The sequence below is a fragment of the Bordetella sp. 2513F2 genome, from assembly GCF_054642735.1.
Genome location: NZ_CM137755.1, coordinates 1706619 through 1722401, shown reverse-complemented (window position 1 = coordinate 1722401; position 15783 = coordinate 1706619). Strand labels below are relative to the sequence as shown.

Here is a 15783-nt window from a genome sequence, read left to right as displayed (position 1 = left end):
GCGTGCGGCGCGGGCCATTGCCCGGCGCGCCGTCAGGCGGCCAGGCGTTCCTCTATCTTCGCCTTGGTCGCCGGCAGGTCTTCGGGCAGGCGCTCGGCCAGCTGGCCGAACAGTTCTTCGTGCAGCGCCAGCTCGCTGCGCCATGCAGCGGCATCCACCGAGATGACCTGTTCGAACTTTTCCGGGCTGAAGTCCAGGCCGGTCCAGTCGATGTCCTGGTAGCTCGGCGACACGCCGAAAGGCTGCTCCACGCCGCCGGCAGCGCCGTCGAGGCGGCCGAGCATCCACTTGAGCACGCGCATGTTCTCGCCGAAGCCCGGCCAGACGAACTTGCCGTCGGGCCCCTTGCGGAACCAGTTCACGCAATAGATGCGCGGCAGCGCGGCGCCTGCGCTTTCGAGCCGCTTGCCCAGCGCGAGCCAGTGGTTGAAGTAGTCGCTCATGTTGTAGCCGCAGAACGGCAGCATGGCGAAGGGATCGCGGCGGACCACGCCCTGCTGGCCCGCGGCGGCGGCGGTGGTCTCGGAGCCCATGGTGGCCGCCATGTACACCCCCTCGCTCCAGTTGCGCGCCTCGGTCACCAGCGGCACCGTGTTGGAGCGCCGGCCGCCGAAGATGAAGGCGTCGATGGCCACGCCGGCCGGGTTCTCCCATTCGGCATCGATCGAGGGGCACTGGGCTGCCGGCGCCGTGAAGCGCGCGTTCGGATGGGCCGCCTTGCGGCCCGTCTCGCGGCCGATCTCCGGCGTCCAGTCGCGGCCCTGCCAGTCGATCAGGTGCGCGGGCGGCTCGTCGGTCATGCCTTCCCACCAGACGTCGCCGTCGTCGGTGAGCGCCACGTTGGTGAAGATCACGTTGGCGCGCAGGGTCGCCATGGCGTTGGGGTTGGTCTTCTCGCCGGTGCCCGGCGCCACGCCGAAATAGCCGGCCTCCGGGTTGATGGCATACAGGCGGCCGTCGGCGCCGGGCTTGATCCAGGCGATGTCGTCGCCGATGGTGCTGACCTTCCAGCCGTCCATGCCCTCGGGCGGGATCAGCATGGCGAAGTTGGTCTTGCCGCAGGCCGAAGGGAAGGCCGCCGCCACGTGGTACTTGCGTCCCCGGGGGGAAGTGACGCCCAGGATCAGCATGTGCTCGGCCAGCCAGCCCTCGTCGCGGCCCATGGTGGAGGCGATGCGCAGCGCGAAGCACTTCTTGCCCAGCAGCGCATTGCCGCCGTAGCCCGAGCCGTAGCTCCAGATCTCCCGGGTTTCGGGGAAATGCACGATGTACTTGGTGTCGTTGCACGGCCAGGGCACGTCGGCCTCGCCCGGCGCCAGCGGCTTGCCCACGCTGTGCACGCAGGGCACGAAATGGCCGTCCGCGCCGAGCACGTCGTAGACCGCCTTGCCCATGCGCGTCATGATGCGCATGTTCGCCACCACATACGGACTGTCGGACAGCTCCACGCCTATGTGGGCGATGGGCGAACCCAGCGGCCCCATGGAAAACGGGATCACGTACAGGGTGCGGCCGCGCATGCAGCCGTCGAACAGTCCGTCGAGGGTGGCGCGCATCTGCGCCGGCGCCACCCAGTTGTTGGTCGGGCCGGCGTCTTCCTGGCGCTCGGAGCAGATGAAGGTGCGATCCTCGACCCGCGCGACGTCGGAAGGATCGGAGCAGGCGAGGTAGGAATTCGGCCGCTTCTCCGGATTGAGGCGGCGCAGCGTGCCGGCTTCGACCATCTGCGCGCACAGCCGGTCGTACTCCTCCTGCGAGCCGTCGCACCACACCACTTCGTCGGGCTGGGCCAGGGCGGCGATGCGCGACACCCAGTCGACCAGCTTCCGGTGCCTGACATAGGACGGGACGTTCAGTTTGAGCGTTGCAACAGCTGACGATGACATCGTTCTTCTCTCCTCGGTCGGGTTGGACGGGGCCGGGGGCGCGAGGCTGGCGCCCGGCATGGAGGCCATCATACTTGCGCAGCGCAATGCGTCCCGGATGAGGATGCAAGAAAAAGAAACTTGGGCCAGATCCGGGTTTACCCTAGGCATGGCGTAAGATTGCGTCCCTGATCTGGAGACACCATGCCCGGCCTCACCCCAGCCTGCAGACGCGAACTGGCGGCCACGTTCGCACTGAGCGTGCCCCTGGTGCTGACCAATCTTGCGCAGATCGCCATGACGGCGACGGACGTGATGTTCATCGGCCGCCTCGGCGCACGGCCGCTGGCGGCCAGCACCCTGGGCGCCAATCTCTATGCCGCCGTCCTGTTCTTCGCCCTGGGGCTGGTGAGCGCGACGGCGCCGATGGCGGCGCGCGCGCTGGGCCGGCGGCGCAACGCGGTGCGCGACGTGCGCCGCACCGTGCGCCAGGGCCTGTGGAGCGCCGTACTGGTGTCCGTGCCCGGCTGCCTGCTGCTGTGGCACGGCGAGGCCCTGCTGCGCGCCATGGACCAGCCGGCCGGACTGGCGCGCGATGCCGGCGCCTACCTGCGCGCGCTGATGTGGGGCATGCCCGCCTTCCTGGGCTACCTGGTGCTGCGCGGCTTCGTGGCGGCGCTGCAGCGTCCGCGCCCGGCCCTGGTGGCCGCGCTCGCGGCCATCGGGCTGAACGTGCTGGCCAATTGGGTCCTGATATACGGACACTGGGGCTTCCCCGCCATGGGCCTGGTGGGCGCCGGCATCGCCAGCGCATTCGCCACGGCGGCCCTGTTCGTGGCTATGGCAGTCATCGTGTGCGCCGACAGGCAGTTCCGCCGCTACCGCGTGTTCGGCCGCTGGTGGCAGCCCGACCGGGAGCGGCTGGCCGCGTTCTGGCGGCTGGGGCTGCCCATCGCCGTGACCACGGCGTTCGAAGTCACCATCTTCAATGCCGCGGCCTTCCTCATGGGCTGGCTGGGCGAAGCCGAGCTGGCGGCCCATGCGGTGGCCATCCAGATCGCGAGCATCACGTTCATGGTGCCCTACGGCATCGCGCAGGCCGCCACGGTGCGCGTCGGCCACGCCTATGGCGCCGGGCGCGCCGACGACGTCTCGCGCGCCGGCTGGACCGCCTTCTGGATGGGCACCGGCGTCATGGCGCTCGCGGCACTGGCAATGGTGGCGATGCCCCATGCCCTGGTTTCCCTCTTCATCGACCTGCAGGATCCCGCCAACGCGCGCGTGGTGCCCCTGGCCGTCTCCTTCCTGGCGGTTGCGGCGCTGTTCCAGATCGTCGACGGCGCCCAGGTGCTGGGCGCCGGCATGCTGCGCGGCCTGCACGACACGCGCGTGCCGATGTTCTATGCGGCGCTCGGCTACTGGGGCATCGGCCTGCCTGCCAGCGCGGGCCTGGCCTTCGGCCTGGGCTGGGGCGGCGTGGGCGTCTGGAGCGGGCTGGCGGCGGGCCTGGGCGTGGTGGCCGTGCTGATGATGCAGCGCTGGATGCGCCGCGACACGCTGGGCCTGGTCAGAACCGCCACACATCCGGCCGGGCAGGCTGCCCCCCTGTGACATAATCGGCGGCGCTTCATCGAGGAACGCCATGCCCCACCTGCCGCCGATCGACGCCGAACGCCTCTGGGCGCGCGTCGAAGCCCTGTCCCGCCATACGCTGCCCGAAGCGCCCTGGACGCGCCGGGCCTTCACGCCGCTGTTCGATGCGGCGCGCCAATGGCTGCGCCACGCCTGCGCCGAGGCCGGCCTGGCCGTGGCCCAGGATGCCGGCGGCAACCTCATCGGCCGCCGCGACGGCACCGATCCGGGCCTCAAGCCCATCGTCACCGGCTCGCACTGCGACACCGTCGTGGGCGGCGGACGCTTCGACGGCATCATCGGCGTGCTGGCCGGCATCGAGGTCGCCCATACCCTGCACGAGCAGGGCATCGCGCTGCGCCACCCGTTCGAGGTCATCGATTTCCTGTCCGAGGAGCCCAGCGACTACGGCATCTCCTGCGTGGGCAGCCGCGCCATTGCCGGCCGGCTCGATGCCGGCATGCTGGCAGCCCAGAACGCCCACGGCGAGACGCTGGCGCAGGCGCTGCGGCGCGTCGGCGGCGACCCCGATGCGCTGGGCGCGCCGCTGCGCTCGCCGGGCGACACCGCCGCGTTCGTGGAGCTGCACATCGAGCAGGGCCCCGTGCTGGAGTCCCGCGGCCTGCCCATCGGCGTGGTCACCAACATCGTGGGCATCCGGCGCGTGCGCATCACCGTGGACGGCCAGCCCGACCATGCCGGCACCACGCCCATGGACATCCGCCGCGACGCGCTGGTGGGCGCCACCCGCATCATCGAGGCCGCGCACCGCCGCGCCAGCCAGCTCAGCGGCCGTCCGCACTACGTGGTGGCCACCGTGGGCCGCATCGCCATGACGCCCAATGTGCCCAACGCCGTACCGGGCCACGTGGAACTGGTGCTGGAAGTCCGCAGCGACAGCCAGGACGTGCTCGACACCTTCCCCGAAGCCCTGATGCACGAAGTGGCGCCCGGCCTGCCCGCGCTGCGGCTGGAGGCCGCCATGTCGGACCTCAGCCGCGCCGCCCCCACCGACTGCACGCCGCGGGTCATGGACGCGATCCAGGCCGCCTCCGACCGCCTGGGCTATGCCAGCATGCGCCTGCCCAGCGGCGCCGGCCACGACGCGGTGCAGATGGCCGCCACCGGCCCCATCGGCATGATCTTCGTGCCCTGCCTCGGCGGCCGCAGCCATTGCCCCGAAGAATGGATCACGCCGCAACAGCTGCTGGACGGCACGCGCGTGCTGTACGAGACCGTCCTGGAACTCGACGCCGTGCTGGCGCGCAAAGGCTGACGCGCATGGACCAGGTCGAACTCGACGACGGCACCGCCGACCGCTATCTGCTCGATGCCCCGGGCCTGTCGCTGGTGGTGTTCCACAGCCGCACCTGCGGCACCTGCCGCATCGCGCGCGAGCAGCTGCCGCAGCTCGACCTGCCCGTCGAGCGCCTGTGCTGGGTCGACGCCGGCGAGAACGGCGGCCTGGTGGAGCGCTACGAGGTCTTCCACCTGCCCGCGCTCTTCGTGGTGCGCGACGGCGCCTACTACGGTCCGGTCAGCGCGCAACTGGCCGAATGGGACCTGCGCCAGCAGATTTCCCTGGCGCTGGACGGCTATCCGGCCGAACTCCCTTGAACCGCAAGGCTCAGCGCCCGTCGGCCCCGGGCGCGCACTCGGCCAGGCGCCGGCGCTGGCGGCCCTGCCCGTCGAAATTGGCGGGCGCGAGCCAGGCCTCGAACGCCGCACGCCGCCCGGGCCATTCCGAATCGATGACGGAATACCACGCGGTATCGCGCGTGCGCCCCTTGTACACCACCGCCTGCCGGAAGATGCCCTCGAACCGGAACCCCAGGCGCTGAGCCGCGGCGCGGCTGGGCGCATTCAGGCTGTCGCACTTCCATTCGTAGCGGCGATAGCCCAGCTCGTCGAAGACGCGGCGCATCAACAGGTATTGGGCCTCGGTCGACAGCGGCGAGCGCTGCAGGCGGGGCGAGAAGGCCACGTGCCCCACCTCGATCACGCCATTGCCCGGATCGATGCGCATCAATGCCAGCGTACCCACCGCGACCCCGCTGCGCAGGTCGATCACCGCGTGATGCAGCGGATCCGTGCTGGCGCTGGCGCGCGCCAGGTAGTCGTCGAACGCGCCGCGGCCGGCATGCGGCCCGGCCGAGAGATAGGTCCACAGCGCGCCGTCCGGCGCGCCGCCATAGGCCTCCCAGAGCGCATCGCCATGGCGCGCCGCGTCCAGCGGCTCCAGGCGGCAATATCGGCCCGATACCGGCGTGCGGGGCGGCAGCGCGCGCGGCGTCCAGCCGGGCAGCGGCTCGCCCACGGGCTGGCCGTACTCGTTCATGACGGGAGACATGCAGGAGCTCCGGGAAAAAAAGCAGCCGTAGTTCTACCATGCCGGGCCGCCCGCGGGTTCAGCGCCGGCCCCGCCTGCGGCGGCGCCACCACAGCCCGCCATACACCGCCAGGTTGAAAACCAGCACCGCCACGCCCAGCGCGGCCTGCGCGCCGCGCGTGAGGCCGCGCGGATAGATCAGCGCCTGCAGGTAATGCTCGATGAACCCGCCCGGATAGCCCGCCTCCCCGGCCAGGCGGCGCCAATGGTTCTCCAGCAGCGTGAGCGGGCAGATGCCGCCGAACAGCATGATGCTGCCGCCCCACAGCACCGCCGGCACGTGCAGCCAGGCCAGCCTGGGGCGCAGCCACACCAGCACGCCGCCGACCGCCACGAACAGGATGAAGGCGGCATGCAGCGACAGCGTCAGGTCGGCCAGCAGGCGGTAGATGCCCATGGATATGCGTGCGGCCGCCTCAGCCGCCGATCAGGCCGCCCAGCAGCAAGATGGCCAGCACCAGCCAGAACAGGCCGGCGACGATGGCGCGCCCCATGAAGGCGCGCAGCGCGGCCCAGAGCAGCAGCAGCCCCAGAACCAGGAGGCCGAAGTTGAACACCGAAGGGCTCATGCCCAGCGCAGCGGCCATGCCCGAAAAGAAATCCCCCAGGGCTGAACCCAGCCCGCCGAACACGGCCTGCAGGGCGCCCACGATGGCACGGATCACTTCCCCGAGCATGGCGCCCAGGGACCCGAAGAAACTCGATTCTGTCTGCATGCGACTCCATTGCGGCATCCGATGGGCCCGCGCCTCGCCGCGGGCCCCGAGCGCAGTTATATCCCAAATACGGCCCGGGCCGCCGGCGCCCGCTCCGCGCGCTGGCGGATTTGGAGGTTTAATACGGGCTCCGTCACAGCTTGCAATACAGGCGCCGCTCCCGGCGCCAGAGGACCCGCATGGATTTCGATTTCGATCTTTACGTGATAGGCGCCGGCTCGGGCGGCGTGCGCGCCTCGCGCTTCGCGGCCGGCTTCGGCGCGCGCGTGGCCGTGGCCGAGAGCCGCTACCTGGGCGGCACCTGCGTGAACGTGGGCTGCGTGCCCAAGAAACTGCTGGTGTACGGCGCCCATTACGCCGAGGATTTCGCCCATGCCTCCGGCTTCGGCTGGACGACCGGCGAACCCGTGTTCGACTGGCCTACCCTCATCGCCAACAAGAACCGGGAGATCGAGCGGCTCAACGGCATCTACCGCAACCTGCTGGTCAACAGCGGCGTCACCCTGCACGAAGGCCACGCCCGCATCGTCGACCCGCATACCGTGGAAGTCAATGGCCGGCGCCATACCGCCGCCCATATCCTGGTGGCCACGGGCAGCTGGCCCATGGTGCCGGACCTGCCCGGCCGCGAGCACGCCATCACGTCCAACGAAGCCTTCTACCTCGAGCGCCTGCCGCGCCGCGTGGTGGTGGTCGGCGGCGGCTACATTGCCGTGGAGTTCGCCTCCATCTTCCATGGCATGGGCGCCGAAGTCACCCAGCTCTACCGCGGCGAGCTGTTCCTGCGCGGCTTCGACGGCAGCGTGCGCCAACACCTGCGCGACGAGCTGGTCAGGAAGGGCCTGGACCTGCGCTTCAACGCCGAAGCAGCCCGCATCGACCGCCAGGCCGACGGCACCTTGCGCGTCACGCTCAAGAGCGGCGAACAGATCGACACCGATTGCGTGTTCTACGCCACCGGCCGGCGCGCCATGACGGACGGCCTGGGGCTGGAAAACACCGGCGTCACCTTCGACGAGGAGGGCTTCATCGTGGTCGATGACGAGTACCGCACCGCCGAACCCTCCATCCTGGCACTCGGCGACGTGATCAACCGCATCCCCCTCACCCCCGTGGCGCTGGCCGAAGGCATGGCCATCGCGCGCCGGCTGTTCCGCCCCGAGGAATACCGCAAGGTGGACTATGACCTGGTGCCCACGGCGGTGTTCAGCCTGCCCAACATCGGCACGGTGGGCCTGACCACCGAGGCCGCGCGCGAAGCCGGCTACGACGTGAAGCTGTACGAGAGCCGCTTCCGCCCCATGAAGCTCACGCTCACGGACGACCAGGAGCGCAGCCTGATGAAGCTGGTGGTCGACGCCGCCACCGACCGCGTGCTGGGCTGCCACATGGTGGGGCCGGACGCGGGCGAGATCGTCCAGGGCCTGGCCGTGGCCCTGAAGGCCGGCGCCACCAAGCGGATCTTCGACGAGACCATCGGTATCCATCCCACGGCGGCCGAGGAGTTCGTCACCATGCGTACGCCAGTACAGTAGGTTGCTGGTATTTGGCGGGTGCTGTGCCGTGTCGGGGTTCTTTACCCGCCAGCGCGGGGCAGGCCCCGGCCCGGCCACGGCGCTCGGCTCGGGCGCGCCAGAAGGCGCCCTCGGCCTTCGGCTTCCCTCCCGCCTGACTGGCCGGGCCGGGGCCTGCCCCACGCTGGCTGCGTCAAATCTCATGCGGTGCAAACACCCGCATATGCCGGAGCGGCGGCATGGAAGGTCTCCCGTCGTGCATACGCCGGTGCAATAGGTGCGGCTGCCGGTGGTTTTGCTGCGTTTGTGTTCTTCATCCGCCAGCGCGGGGCGGGCCTTAGCCCGGCCACGGCGCTCGGCTCGGGCGCGCCAGAAGGCGCCCTCGGCCTTCGGCTTCCCTCCCGCCTGACTGGCCGAGCCGAGGCCAGCCCCACGCTGGCTGCGTCAAATCTCATGCGGTGCAAACACCCGCATATGCCGGAGCGGGGGCGTGGAAGGTCTTCCGTCGTGCATACGCCGGTGCAATAGGTGATAGGTGCGGCTGCCGGTGGTTTTGCTGCGTTTGTGTTCTTCATCCGCCAGCGCGGGGCGGGCCTCGGCCCGGCCACGGCGCTCGGCTCGGGCGCGCCAGAAGGCGCCCTCGGCCTTCGGCTTCCCTCCCGCCTGACTGGCCGAGCCGAGGCCTGCCCCACGCTGGCTGCGTCAGATCTCATGCGGTGCACACACCTGCATATGCCGGAGCGGCGGCATGGAAGATGTCCTGTAGTCGACGCATGAAGACGCTGCGAGCCGCGGTGCGCGGGCGGGCGCTGCGGCGGCCTTAGGCGGCGGGGCAGCCCCCGCAGGGGGCCGAGGGCGCCTGATGGCGCGCCCGAGCCCGACGCTTCGGCCGGCGCAGCGCCCGCCCGCGTGCCGTGGCGTCCACCTTCATTTACCCGTCAGCGAAAGAACAGGCCCCGGCCCCACGCTGCCTGCGTCAAGTTCTCATGAGGCGCAAACGCCTGCATATGCCGGAGCGGCGGCATGGAAGATGTCCTGTAGTCGACGCATGAAGACGCTGCGAGCCGCGGTGCGCGGGCGGGCGCTGCGGCGGCCTTAGGCGGCGGGGCAGCCCCCGCAGGGGGCCGAGGGCGCCTGCTGGCGCGCCCGAGCCCGACGCCTTGGCCGGCGCAGCGCCCGCCCGCGCACCGCGGCGCCCACCTTCTCTACCCGGCGCTGAGCCCGGCCGCGAGGCGGCCCACCCTGGCGATGCGATAATCGCCCTTTTGCATCCTTCGCGCGCCAGAGCCCCCGTGACCCGCATCGACGACCCCTCCCATGACCATGAAGTCGGCCAGGCCGACGCCCCGCAGGACGCCACCCACATCGACAGCGTACGCATCGGGGCAGTGCGGCCGCTGATCTCCCCGGCGCTGCTGCTCGACGAGCTGCCCATGCCCGCCCCGCTGCAGCGCCAGGTGGAACAGGGGCGCCGCGACATCGCCGACGTGCTGCACGGCCGCAGCGACCGCCTCGTCGCCGTGGTCGGCCCCTGCTCCATCCACGATCACGGCCAGGCCATGGAATATGCGCGTCGCCTCGCGGCCGCCGCCGCCGAACTGCGCGAGGATCTGCTGGTGGTGATGCGCGTGTATTTCGAGAAGCCCCGCACCACGGTGGGCTGGAAGGGCTACATCAACGATCCCCGCCTGGACGGCAGCTTCCGCATCAACGAGGGGCTGCGGCGCGCGCGCGAGCTGCTGCTCGACATCGGCGGGCTGGGCCTGCCCGTCGGCACCGAGTACCTGGACCTGCTCAGCCCGCAGTACATCGCCGACCTCGTTGCCTGGGGCGCCATCGGCGCCCGCACCACCGAAAGCCCCAGCCACCGTCAGCTGGCCTCGGGCCTGAGCTGTCCGCTGGGCTTCAAGAACGGCACCGACGGCGGCATCCAGGTGGCGGCCGACGCGATCGTGGCGGCGCGCGCCAGCCATGCCTTCATGGGCATGACCAAGATGGGCATGGCGGCCATCTTCGAAACGCGCGGCAACGACGACACGCACGTCATCCTGCGCGGCGGCAAGCGCGGCACCAACTACGACCGCGCCAGCATCGACGCGTGCTGCGAGGTGCTGGGCAAGGCGGGGCTGCGGCAGCAGGTCATGGTGGATTGTTCGCATGCCAATTCCAACAAGTCGCACGAACGCCAGGTCGAGGTGGCGCGCGATCTCGCCGGGCAGATCGCCGGCGGAGACCGCCGCATCATCGGCGTCATGATCGAGAGCCACCTGGAAGCCGGCCGCCAGGACCTCCAGCCCGGTGTGCCGCTGCGCCCGGGCGTGTCCATCACCGACGCCTGCCTGGGCTGGGCCCAGACCGAGCCGCTGCTGCACGAGCTGGCCGAGGCCGTGCGCGCGCGCCGTCGTTTACTATGATGTTCATCCCACCCTTGTCTGTATGAAGGAGTGCCCATGAACTGGAAACTGATTCCCGCCGTGCTCGTCGCCGGACTCACCGCCTGCGCGGCCGACCCCCAGGGCCCTGCCCGCAGCGCGGACACGCAGGCCCCGCAAAGCCCCTCCCAGGCGTCCGCCGACACCGGCGCGGGAACCGACTGCGACGCGCAGTCGATCCAGAACATGGTGGGGCAATCCTATTCCGAACGCACTGCCGAAGACGCGCGCCAGCGATCCGGCTCGGCATCCTTGCGGGTATTGCGCCCTGGCGAGGTCATGACCATGGAATACGATCCGCGCCGCCTCAACGTCATCCTGGATGCCGGCGGCGCCATCGAGGCCCTGCGCTGCGGCTGAACTGCTCCGGCAAGCCTGGCTTCCACCCGGCTTCGACACGATCAGGCAAGAATCGCACAGTAATCGGCATTGCCGCCGCATGGCGGTGTTTCCTATCCTAGGCGCACCTGGCGCGGGTCACGATCCCGCGGCCGCGCCCTGAAGGAGACGCCACCATGATCACCCTCGATATCAACGGCCAGACCAAGGCCCTCGACGTACCCGGCGAGATGCCCTTGCTGTGGGCGCTGCGCGACGCGGCGGACCTCACCGGCACCAAGTACGGCTGCGGCATGGCGCTGTGCGGCGCCTGTACGGTGCATGTCGAGGGCAACCCGGTCCGCTCCTGCGTGACGCCGGCCGAAGCCGTGGCCGGCCAGAAGGTCGTCACGATCGAAGGCATAGGGGCCGACCGGATCGGGCAAGCCGTGCAACACGCCTGGCGCGAAGGCAACGTGGCGCAATGCGGCTATTGCCAGTCCGGGCAGATCATGGCCGCCGTGGCCCTGCTGCGCCAGACGCCCCGCCCCACCGACCGCGACATCGACGACGCCATGAGCGGCAACATCTGCCGCTGCGCCACCTACGTGCGCATCCGCGCAGCCATCCACGCCGCTGCCGCGGCCCTGGCCTGAGGAGACATCCATGGACACGCCCCACATGCTGCGCGGAACCGCCGCGCCCATACACAACCTCAGCCGGCGCCGCTTCGTGCAGGGCGCGGGCGGGCTGCTGCTGGGCCTGGCGCTGCCGCCGCTGGCGCATCCCGCCGCGCCGGCCGGCGAGCCCGCCGCGCAGGCGTTCGCGCCCAATGCCTTCGTGCGCATCGGCACGGACGACAGCGTCACGGTGATCGCCAAGCATCTCGAGATGGGCCAGGGTTCCTACACGGGCCTGGCCACGCTGCTGGCCGAGGAGCTGGATGCGGCCTGGGACCAGGTCCGCGTCGAAGGCGCGCCGGCCGATGCCGAACGCTACCAGACTGCCGCCCTGGGCGGCGTGCAGGGCACGGGCGGCAGCTCGGCCATGGCCGACTCCTACCTGCCCATGCGGCGCGCCGGCGCCACGGCGCGCGCCATGCTGGTGGCCGCGGCGGCCGCGCAATGGCAGGTGCCGGCCGCAGACATCACGGTGCGCGACGGCGTGGTGCGGCACGCCGCCAGCGGGCGCGAGGCCCGCTTCGGACAGCTTGCCGCTGCCGCGGCCGCGCTGCCGGTTCCCGCCGACGCGCCGCTCAAGCCGGCCGCCGGATATCGCCTGATCGGACGCGACAGGCTCGTGCGCACCGACAGCGCGGCCAAGACCGACGGCAGCGCGGTATTCACCCAGGATTTCAGGCTGCCCGGCATGCTGGTGGCCGTGGCGGCCAGGCCGCCGCGCTTCGGCGCCACCGTGGCGGGCTTCGATCCGGCGCCCGCCCTGGCCGTGCCCGGCGTGCGCGCCGTGGTGCAGTACCCGGCCACCGGGATGGGCGGCGGCGGCGTGGCGGTGCTGGCCAGCAACACCTGGAGCGCCTGGCGCGGCCGCGACGCCCTGGCCGTGCAGTGGGACGAGTCCAAGGCGTACCGCGTCGGCACCGACGCCCTGCTGGCGCAATACCGGGAGGCCGCCGGCCGGCCCGGCACGGTGGCGGCACGCAGGGGCGACGCGGAGGGCGTGCTGGCGCAGGCCGGCCGCGTCATCGAGGCCGAGTACCTCTATCCCTACCTGGCCCACGCCGCCATGGAGCCGCTGAACTGCGTGGTGCGGCTGTCCGACGAGCGCTGCGACATCTGGAACGGCGAGCAATTCCAGACGCCGGACCAGGCCGCGGTGGCCAGGCTGCTGGGCCTGCCGCCCGAGCGCGTCGCCCTGACCCAGCTGTATGCCGGCGGCAGTTTCGGGCGGCGCGCCAATCCCCATGCCGACTACGTGCTCGAAGCCGTGGCCATCGCACGCGCCGCGCGCGAACAGGGCACGGACGCCCCCGTCAAACTGGTCTACACGCGCGAGGACGACATGCGGGCCGGCTACTACCGCCCGTACAACCTGCACCGTGCCCGCCTCGCCCTCGACGAGCGCGGGGATCCCGGCGCCTGCCACGTGCGGCTGGTGGGGCAGTCCATCCTGGGCGGCTCGCCCTTCTCGGGCTGGGTGCGCGAGGGGGTGGACCCCACGTCGGTGGAAGGCCTGGCCGACCTGCGCTATGCGGTGCCCAACCTCCAGGTCGAGCTGCACTCGCCCCAGGACGTGCGCGTGCCGGTGCAGTGGTATCGCTCCGTGGGCCACACCCACACGGCCTACACGGCCGAGACGCTGATCGACGAAGCCGCCGCGGCGGCCGGCGCCGATCCGGTGGCCTATCGCAGCCGCCTGCTGGCGGCGCATCCGCGCCACCGCCGCGTACTGGAACTCGCGGCCGAGCGCGCCGGCTGGTCGCGGCCGCTGGCCCCCGGGGCCGACGGCACGCGGCGCGGGCGCGGCGTCGCCGTGCACGAGTCATTCAACACCATCGTGGCGCAGGTGGCCGAAGTCGCCGTCTCCGCAGACGGTGCCCTCAGGGTGGAACGCGTCGTCTGCGCCGTGGATTGCGGCATCGCCATCAATCCCGACGTCGTCCGCGCCCAGATGGAGGGCGGCATCGGCTTCGGCCTTGCCGCGGCCCTGCACGGTGCGATTACACTGGCGGACGGTGCCGTGCAGCAGAGCAATTTCCACGACTACCCGGTGCTGCGCATGAACGAGATGCCGGCAGTCGAGGTCCACATCGTGCCATCGGAAGCGCCGCCCACGGGCGTGGGCGAACCCGGCGTGCCGCCGATCGCCCCGGCCGTCGCCAACGCGGTATATGCTGCGGTCGGCCGCCGGCTGCGCACCCTGCCCTTCGGCACCCGTCTCGAGACCGCCTGAACCGGAGTCCTCCCCATGCATGCCGCCGATCTCTCCGTCCTGCTAGCCTGCCGCAACTGGATGAGCCAGAACCGCCAGGCCGCCCTGCTCACCGTGGTGCGCACCTGGGGTTCGTCGCCGCGCCCGCCGGGCGCGATGATGGCGATCCGCGACGACGGCGTGGTGAGCGGCTCGGTGTCGGGCGGCTGCATCGAGGACGACCTGATCGACCAGGTACGGCGCGCGGGCATCGCGGCGCTGTGCCCCGACGGCAAGCCGCGCGTCGTCACCTACGGCGTGCGCGGCGAAGACGCGCGCCGTTTCGGCCTGCCCTGCGGCGGCACGCTGCAGCTGGTGATCGAGCCCCTGGCGGCGCACAGCGCGGTGGACGGGCTGGTCGACATGCTGCAGGCGCGGCGCCCCGTGCTGCGCGAGCTCGACATGGCCACCGGCCGGGTCGCGCTGCATGCCGCGCCCGCCGACGCGCCGCCGCAGCTCGACGAGGCGCGGCTGGCCTGCGTGCTGGGGCCGCGCCACCGGCTGCTGGTGATCGGCGCCGGGCAGCTGTCGCGCTATCTGTGCGAGATCGCCGTGGGACTGGACTTCGACATCACCGTGTGCGATCCGCGCGAGGAGTACCGCGAGGAGTGGAACGTGCCCGGCGTGCATGTCACGCACGACATGCCCGACGATGTGCTGCTGGCCATGCAGCCCGACGCGCGCACCGCCATCGTGGCCCTCACGCACGATCCCAAGCTCGACGACATGGCCCTCATCCACGCGCTGCAGTCGTCCGCCTTCTACGTGGGCGCGCTGGGTTCGCGGGCCAACAACGCCAGCCGCGTGCAGCGCCTGCGCGAGCACTTCGGCCTCGAAGACGCCCAGCTCTCGCGCCTGCGCGGCCCCGCCGGCCTGTACATCGGCAGCCGCACGCCCGCCGAGATCGCCCTGTCCATACTGGCCGAAGTCGTGGCGTGCAAGAACGGCGTGCGCTTGCCCGAGGAAGTGGCCGTGGGCGTGGCCAAGGCCGTGGCTCCGCAAGCGGCCCCCGCCTGAGTTCCGCCCTCCCATGAGCGCCGATCCGTCCACCCTGACGCCGCCGGCGCTGGCGGCGCTGGCGGCGCTGCAGCCGGAACAGGCAGCCCTTGCGGCGCTGCTTTCCCGCCACGCCCCGCAAGACGGGCTGCACACCACGGCCGTGCCGGGCATGCAGTTCTATCGCTGGAGCAAGCCCACCGAGACGTTCTTCTCGGTGTACCGGCCGTCGCTGGCCATCCTGGCCCAGGGCGCCAAGCGCGTCGAGCTGGGCGACGAGGTCTACCAGTACAACACCGCCGACTACCTGCTCACCTCGGTGGACCTGCCCGTCGCCTCGCGCGTGACCCTGGCGAGCAGCGGCACGCCGTACCTGTGCTTCTCGCTGGACCTGGACACGCGGCGCATCGCCGAGCTCATCAGCCAGCTGGGCCCGCCTCGCGCCGAAGCCCCGCTGGCCGACAGGCGCGGCCTGGCCACCGCGCGCCTGGAACGCGGCCTGCTGCAGGCGGTGCTGCGCCTGGCCGAGCTGCTCGACACGCCGGCCGACATCCCCATTCTCGCCCCGCTGATCGAACGCGAGATCCACTACCGCCTGCTCACCGGTCCGCTCGGGCCGCGGCTGCGCCACATCGTGCTGCAGGGCGGCCCCAGCCACCAGATCTCGCGCGCCATCGAGTGGCTCAAGCAGCACTATGCCCAGCCGCTGCGCATCGATCACCTGGCGCAGCTGGTCAACATGAGCCCGTCTTCGCTGCACCATCATTTCAAGTCGGTCACGGCCATGAGCCCGCTGCAGTACCAGAAGCAGCTGCGGCTGCACGAAGCGCGCCGCCTGATGCTGGCCGAGATGCTCGACGCCGGCGCGGCCGCGCACCGCGTAGGCTACGAAAGCGCCTCGCAGTTCAGCCGCGAATACAGCCGGCTGTACGGCGCCCCGCCGCTGCGCGACGTGTCGCGCCTGCGGCGCGCGGGATACTGAACCCCACGCGC

General features: G+C 71.2%; 14 protein-coding genes. 10 read left to right on the top strand and 4 right to left on the bottom strand.

All coding sequences use genetic code 11. From position 1 onward, the window contains the following. Positions 1 to 32: 32 nt before the first annotated feature. The gene (locus ACYBYQ_RS08170; RefSeq protein WP_459618250.1) at positions 33 to 1886 is read right to left on the bottom strand and encodes a phosphoenolpyruvate carboxykinase (GTP); all 1854 of its coding nucleotides are present in this window, start codon (positions 1884 to 1886) and stop codon (positions 33 to 35) included. Between the two features lie 183 nt (positions 1887 to 2069). Between ACYBYQ_RS08170 and ACYBYQ_RS08165 the strand changes: the two genes are divergently transcribed. From ACYBYQ_RS08165 to ACYBYQ_RS08155, 3 genes are read left to right on the top strand one after another with little or no spacing between them, the layout of a single operon-like run. Then, complete coding sequence (locus tag ACYBYQ_RS08165) at positions 2070 to 3476, top strand: MATE family efflux transporter (RefSeq protein ID WP_459618249.1); 1407 nt, start codon at positions 2070 to 2072, stop codon at positions 3474 to 3476. 31 nt (positions 3477 to 3507) lie between these two features. Continuing rightward, positions 3508 to 4773, top strand: coding sequence for an N-carbamyl-l-glutamate amidohydrolase ErtE (gene ertE / locus ACYBYQ_RS08160; protein ID WP_459618248.1), 1266 nt, complete (start codon positions 3508 to 3510; stop codon positions 4771 to 4773). A 5-nt stretch (positions 4774 to 4778) separates the two neighbouring features. After that, a complete protein-coding gene (locus ACYBYQ_RS08155; protein ID WP_459618247.1) occupies positions 4779 to 5114 on the top strand; it encodes a thioredoxin family protein in 336 nt (111 codons plus the stop codon). A gap of 10 nt (positions 5115 to 5124) precedes the next feature. Here ACYBYQ_RS08155 and ACYBYQ_RS08150 read toward each other — a convergent pair whose 3' ends face one another. From ACYBYQ_RS08150 to ACYBYQ_RS08140, 3 genes are read right to left on the bottom strand one after another with little or no spacing between them, the layout of a single operon-like run. After that, positions 5125 to 5847 carry a GNAT family N-acetyltransferase gene (locus ACYBYQ_RS08150; protein WP_459618246.1) on the bottom strand — a complete coding sequence of 241 codons (723 nt, stop codon included), beginning with the start codon at positions 5845 to 5847 and terminating at the stop codon, positions 5125 to 5127. Between the two features lie 58 nt (positions 5848 to 5905). Next, positions 5906 to 6283, bottom strand: a complete 378-nt coding sequence (locus ACYBYQ_RS08145) for a DUF2784 domain-containing protein (RefSeq protein WP_459618245.1) — start codon at positions 6281 to 6283, stop codon at positions 5906 to 5908. Positions 6284 to 6302: 19 nt separating this feature from the next. Next, positions 6303 to 6602: a hypothetical protein gene (locus tag ACYBYQ_RS08140; RefSeq protein WP_459618244.1), complete on the bottom strand. Its 300-nt coding sequence runs from the start codon at positions 6600 to 6602 to the stop codon at positions 6303 to 6305. A 179-nt stretch (positions 6603 to 6781) separates the two neighbouring features. Here ACYBYQ_RS08140 and gorA point away from each other — a divergent pair, with 179 nt between their 5' ends. From gorA to ACYBYQ_RS08105, 7 genes are all read left to right on the top strand, one after another. Further along, positions 6782 to 8137 carry a glutathione-disulfide reductase gene (gorA, locus tag ACYBYQ_RS08135; RefSeq protein WP_459618243.1) on the top strand — a complete coding sequence of 452 codons (1356 nt, stop codon included), beginning with the start codon at positions 6782 to 6784 and terminating at the stop codon, positions 8135 to 8137. A gap of 1271 nt (positions 8138 to 9408) precedes the next feature. Further along, positions 9409 to 10530 carry a 3-deoxy-7-phosphoheptulonate synthase gene (locus ACYBYQ_RS08130; RefSeq protein WP_459618242.1) on the top strand — a complete coding sequence of 374 codons (1122 nt, stop codon included), beginning with the start codon at positions 9409 to 9411 and terminating at the stop codon, positions 10528 to 10530. 36 nt (positions 10531 to 10566) lie between these two features. Then, positions 10567 to 10908, top strand: coding sequence for an I78 family peptidase inhibitor (locus tag ACYBYQ_RS08125; RefSeq protein WP_459618241.1), 342 nt, complete (start codon positions 10567 to 10569; stop codon positions 10906 to 10908). A 155-nt stretch (positions 10909 to 11063) separates the two neighbouring features. After that, on the top strand, positions 11064 to 11522 hold the full coding sequence (locus ACYBYQ_RS08120; RefSeq protein WP_459618240.1) for a (2Fe-2S)-binding protein: 459 nt from the start codon (positions 11064 to 11066) through the stop codon (positions 11520 to 11522). Positions 11523 to 11532: 10 nt separating this feature from the next. After that, a complete protein-coding gene (locus tag ACYBYQ_RS08115; RefSeq protein ID WP_459618239.1) occupies positions 11533 to 13776 on the top strand; it encodes a xanthine dehydrogenase family protein molybdopterin-binding subunit in 2244 nt (747 codons plus the stop codon). A 15-nt stretch (positions 13777 to 13791) separates the two neighbouring features. After that, on the top strand, positions 13792 to 14811 hold the full coding sequence (locus ACYBYQ_RS08110) for an XdhC family protein (protein WP_459618238.1): 1020 nt from the start codon (positions 13792 to 13794) through the stop codon (positions 14809 to 14811). Positions 14812 to 14824: 13 nt separating this feature from the next. After that, positions 14825 to 15772: an AraC family transcriptional regulator gene (locus tag ACYBYQ_RS08105; RefSeq protein WP_459618237.1), complete on the top strand. Its 948-nt coding sequence runs from the start codon at positions 14825 to 14827 to the stop codon at positions 15770 to 15772. Positions 15773 to 15783: the final 11 nt, after the last annotated feature.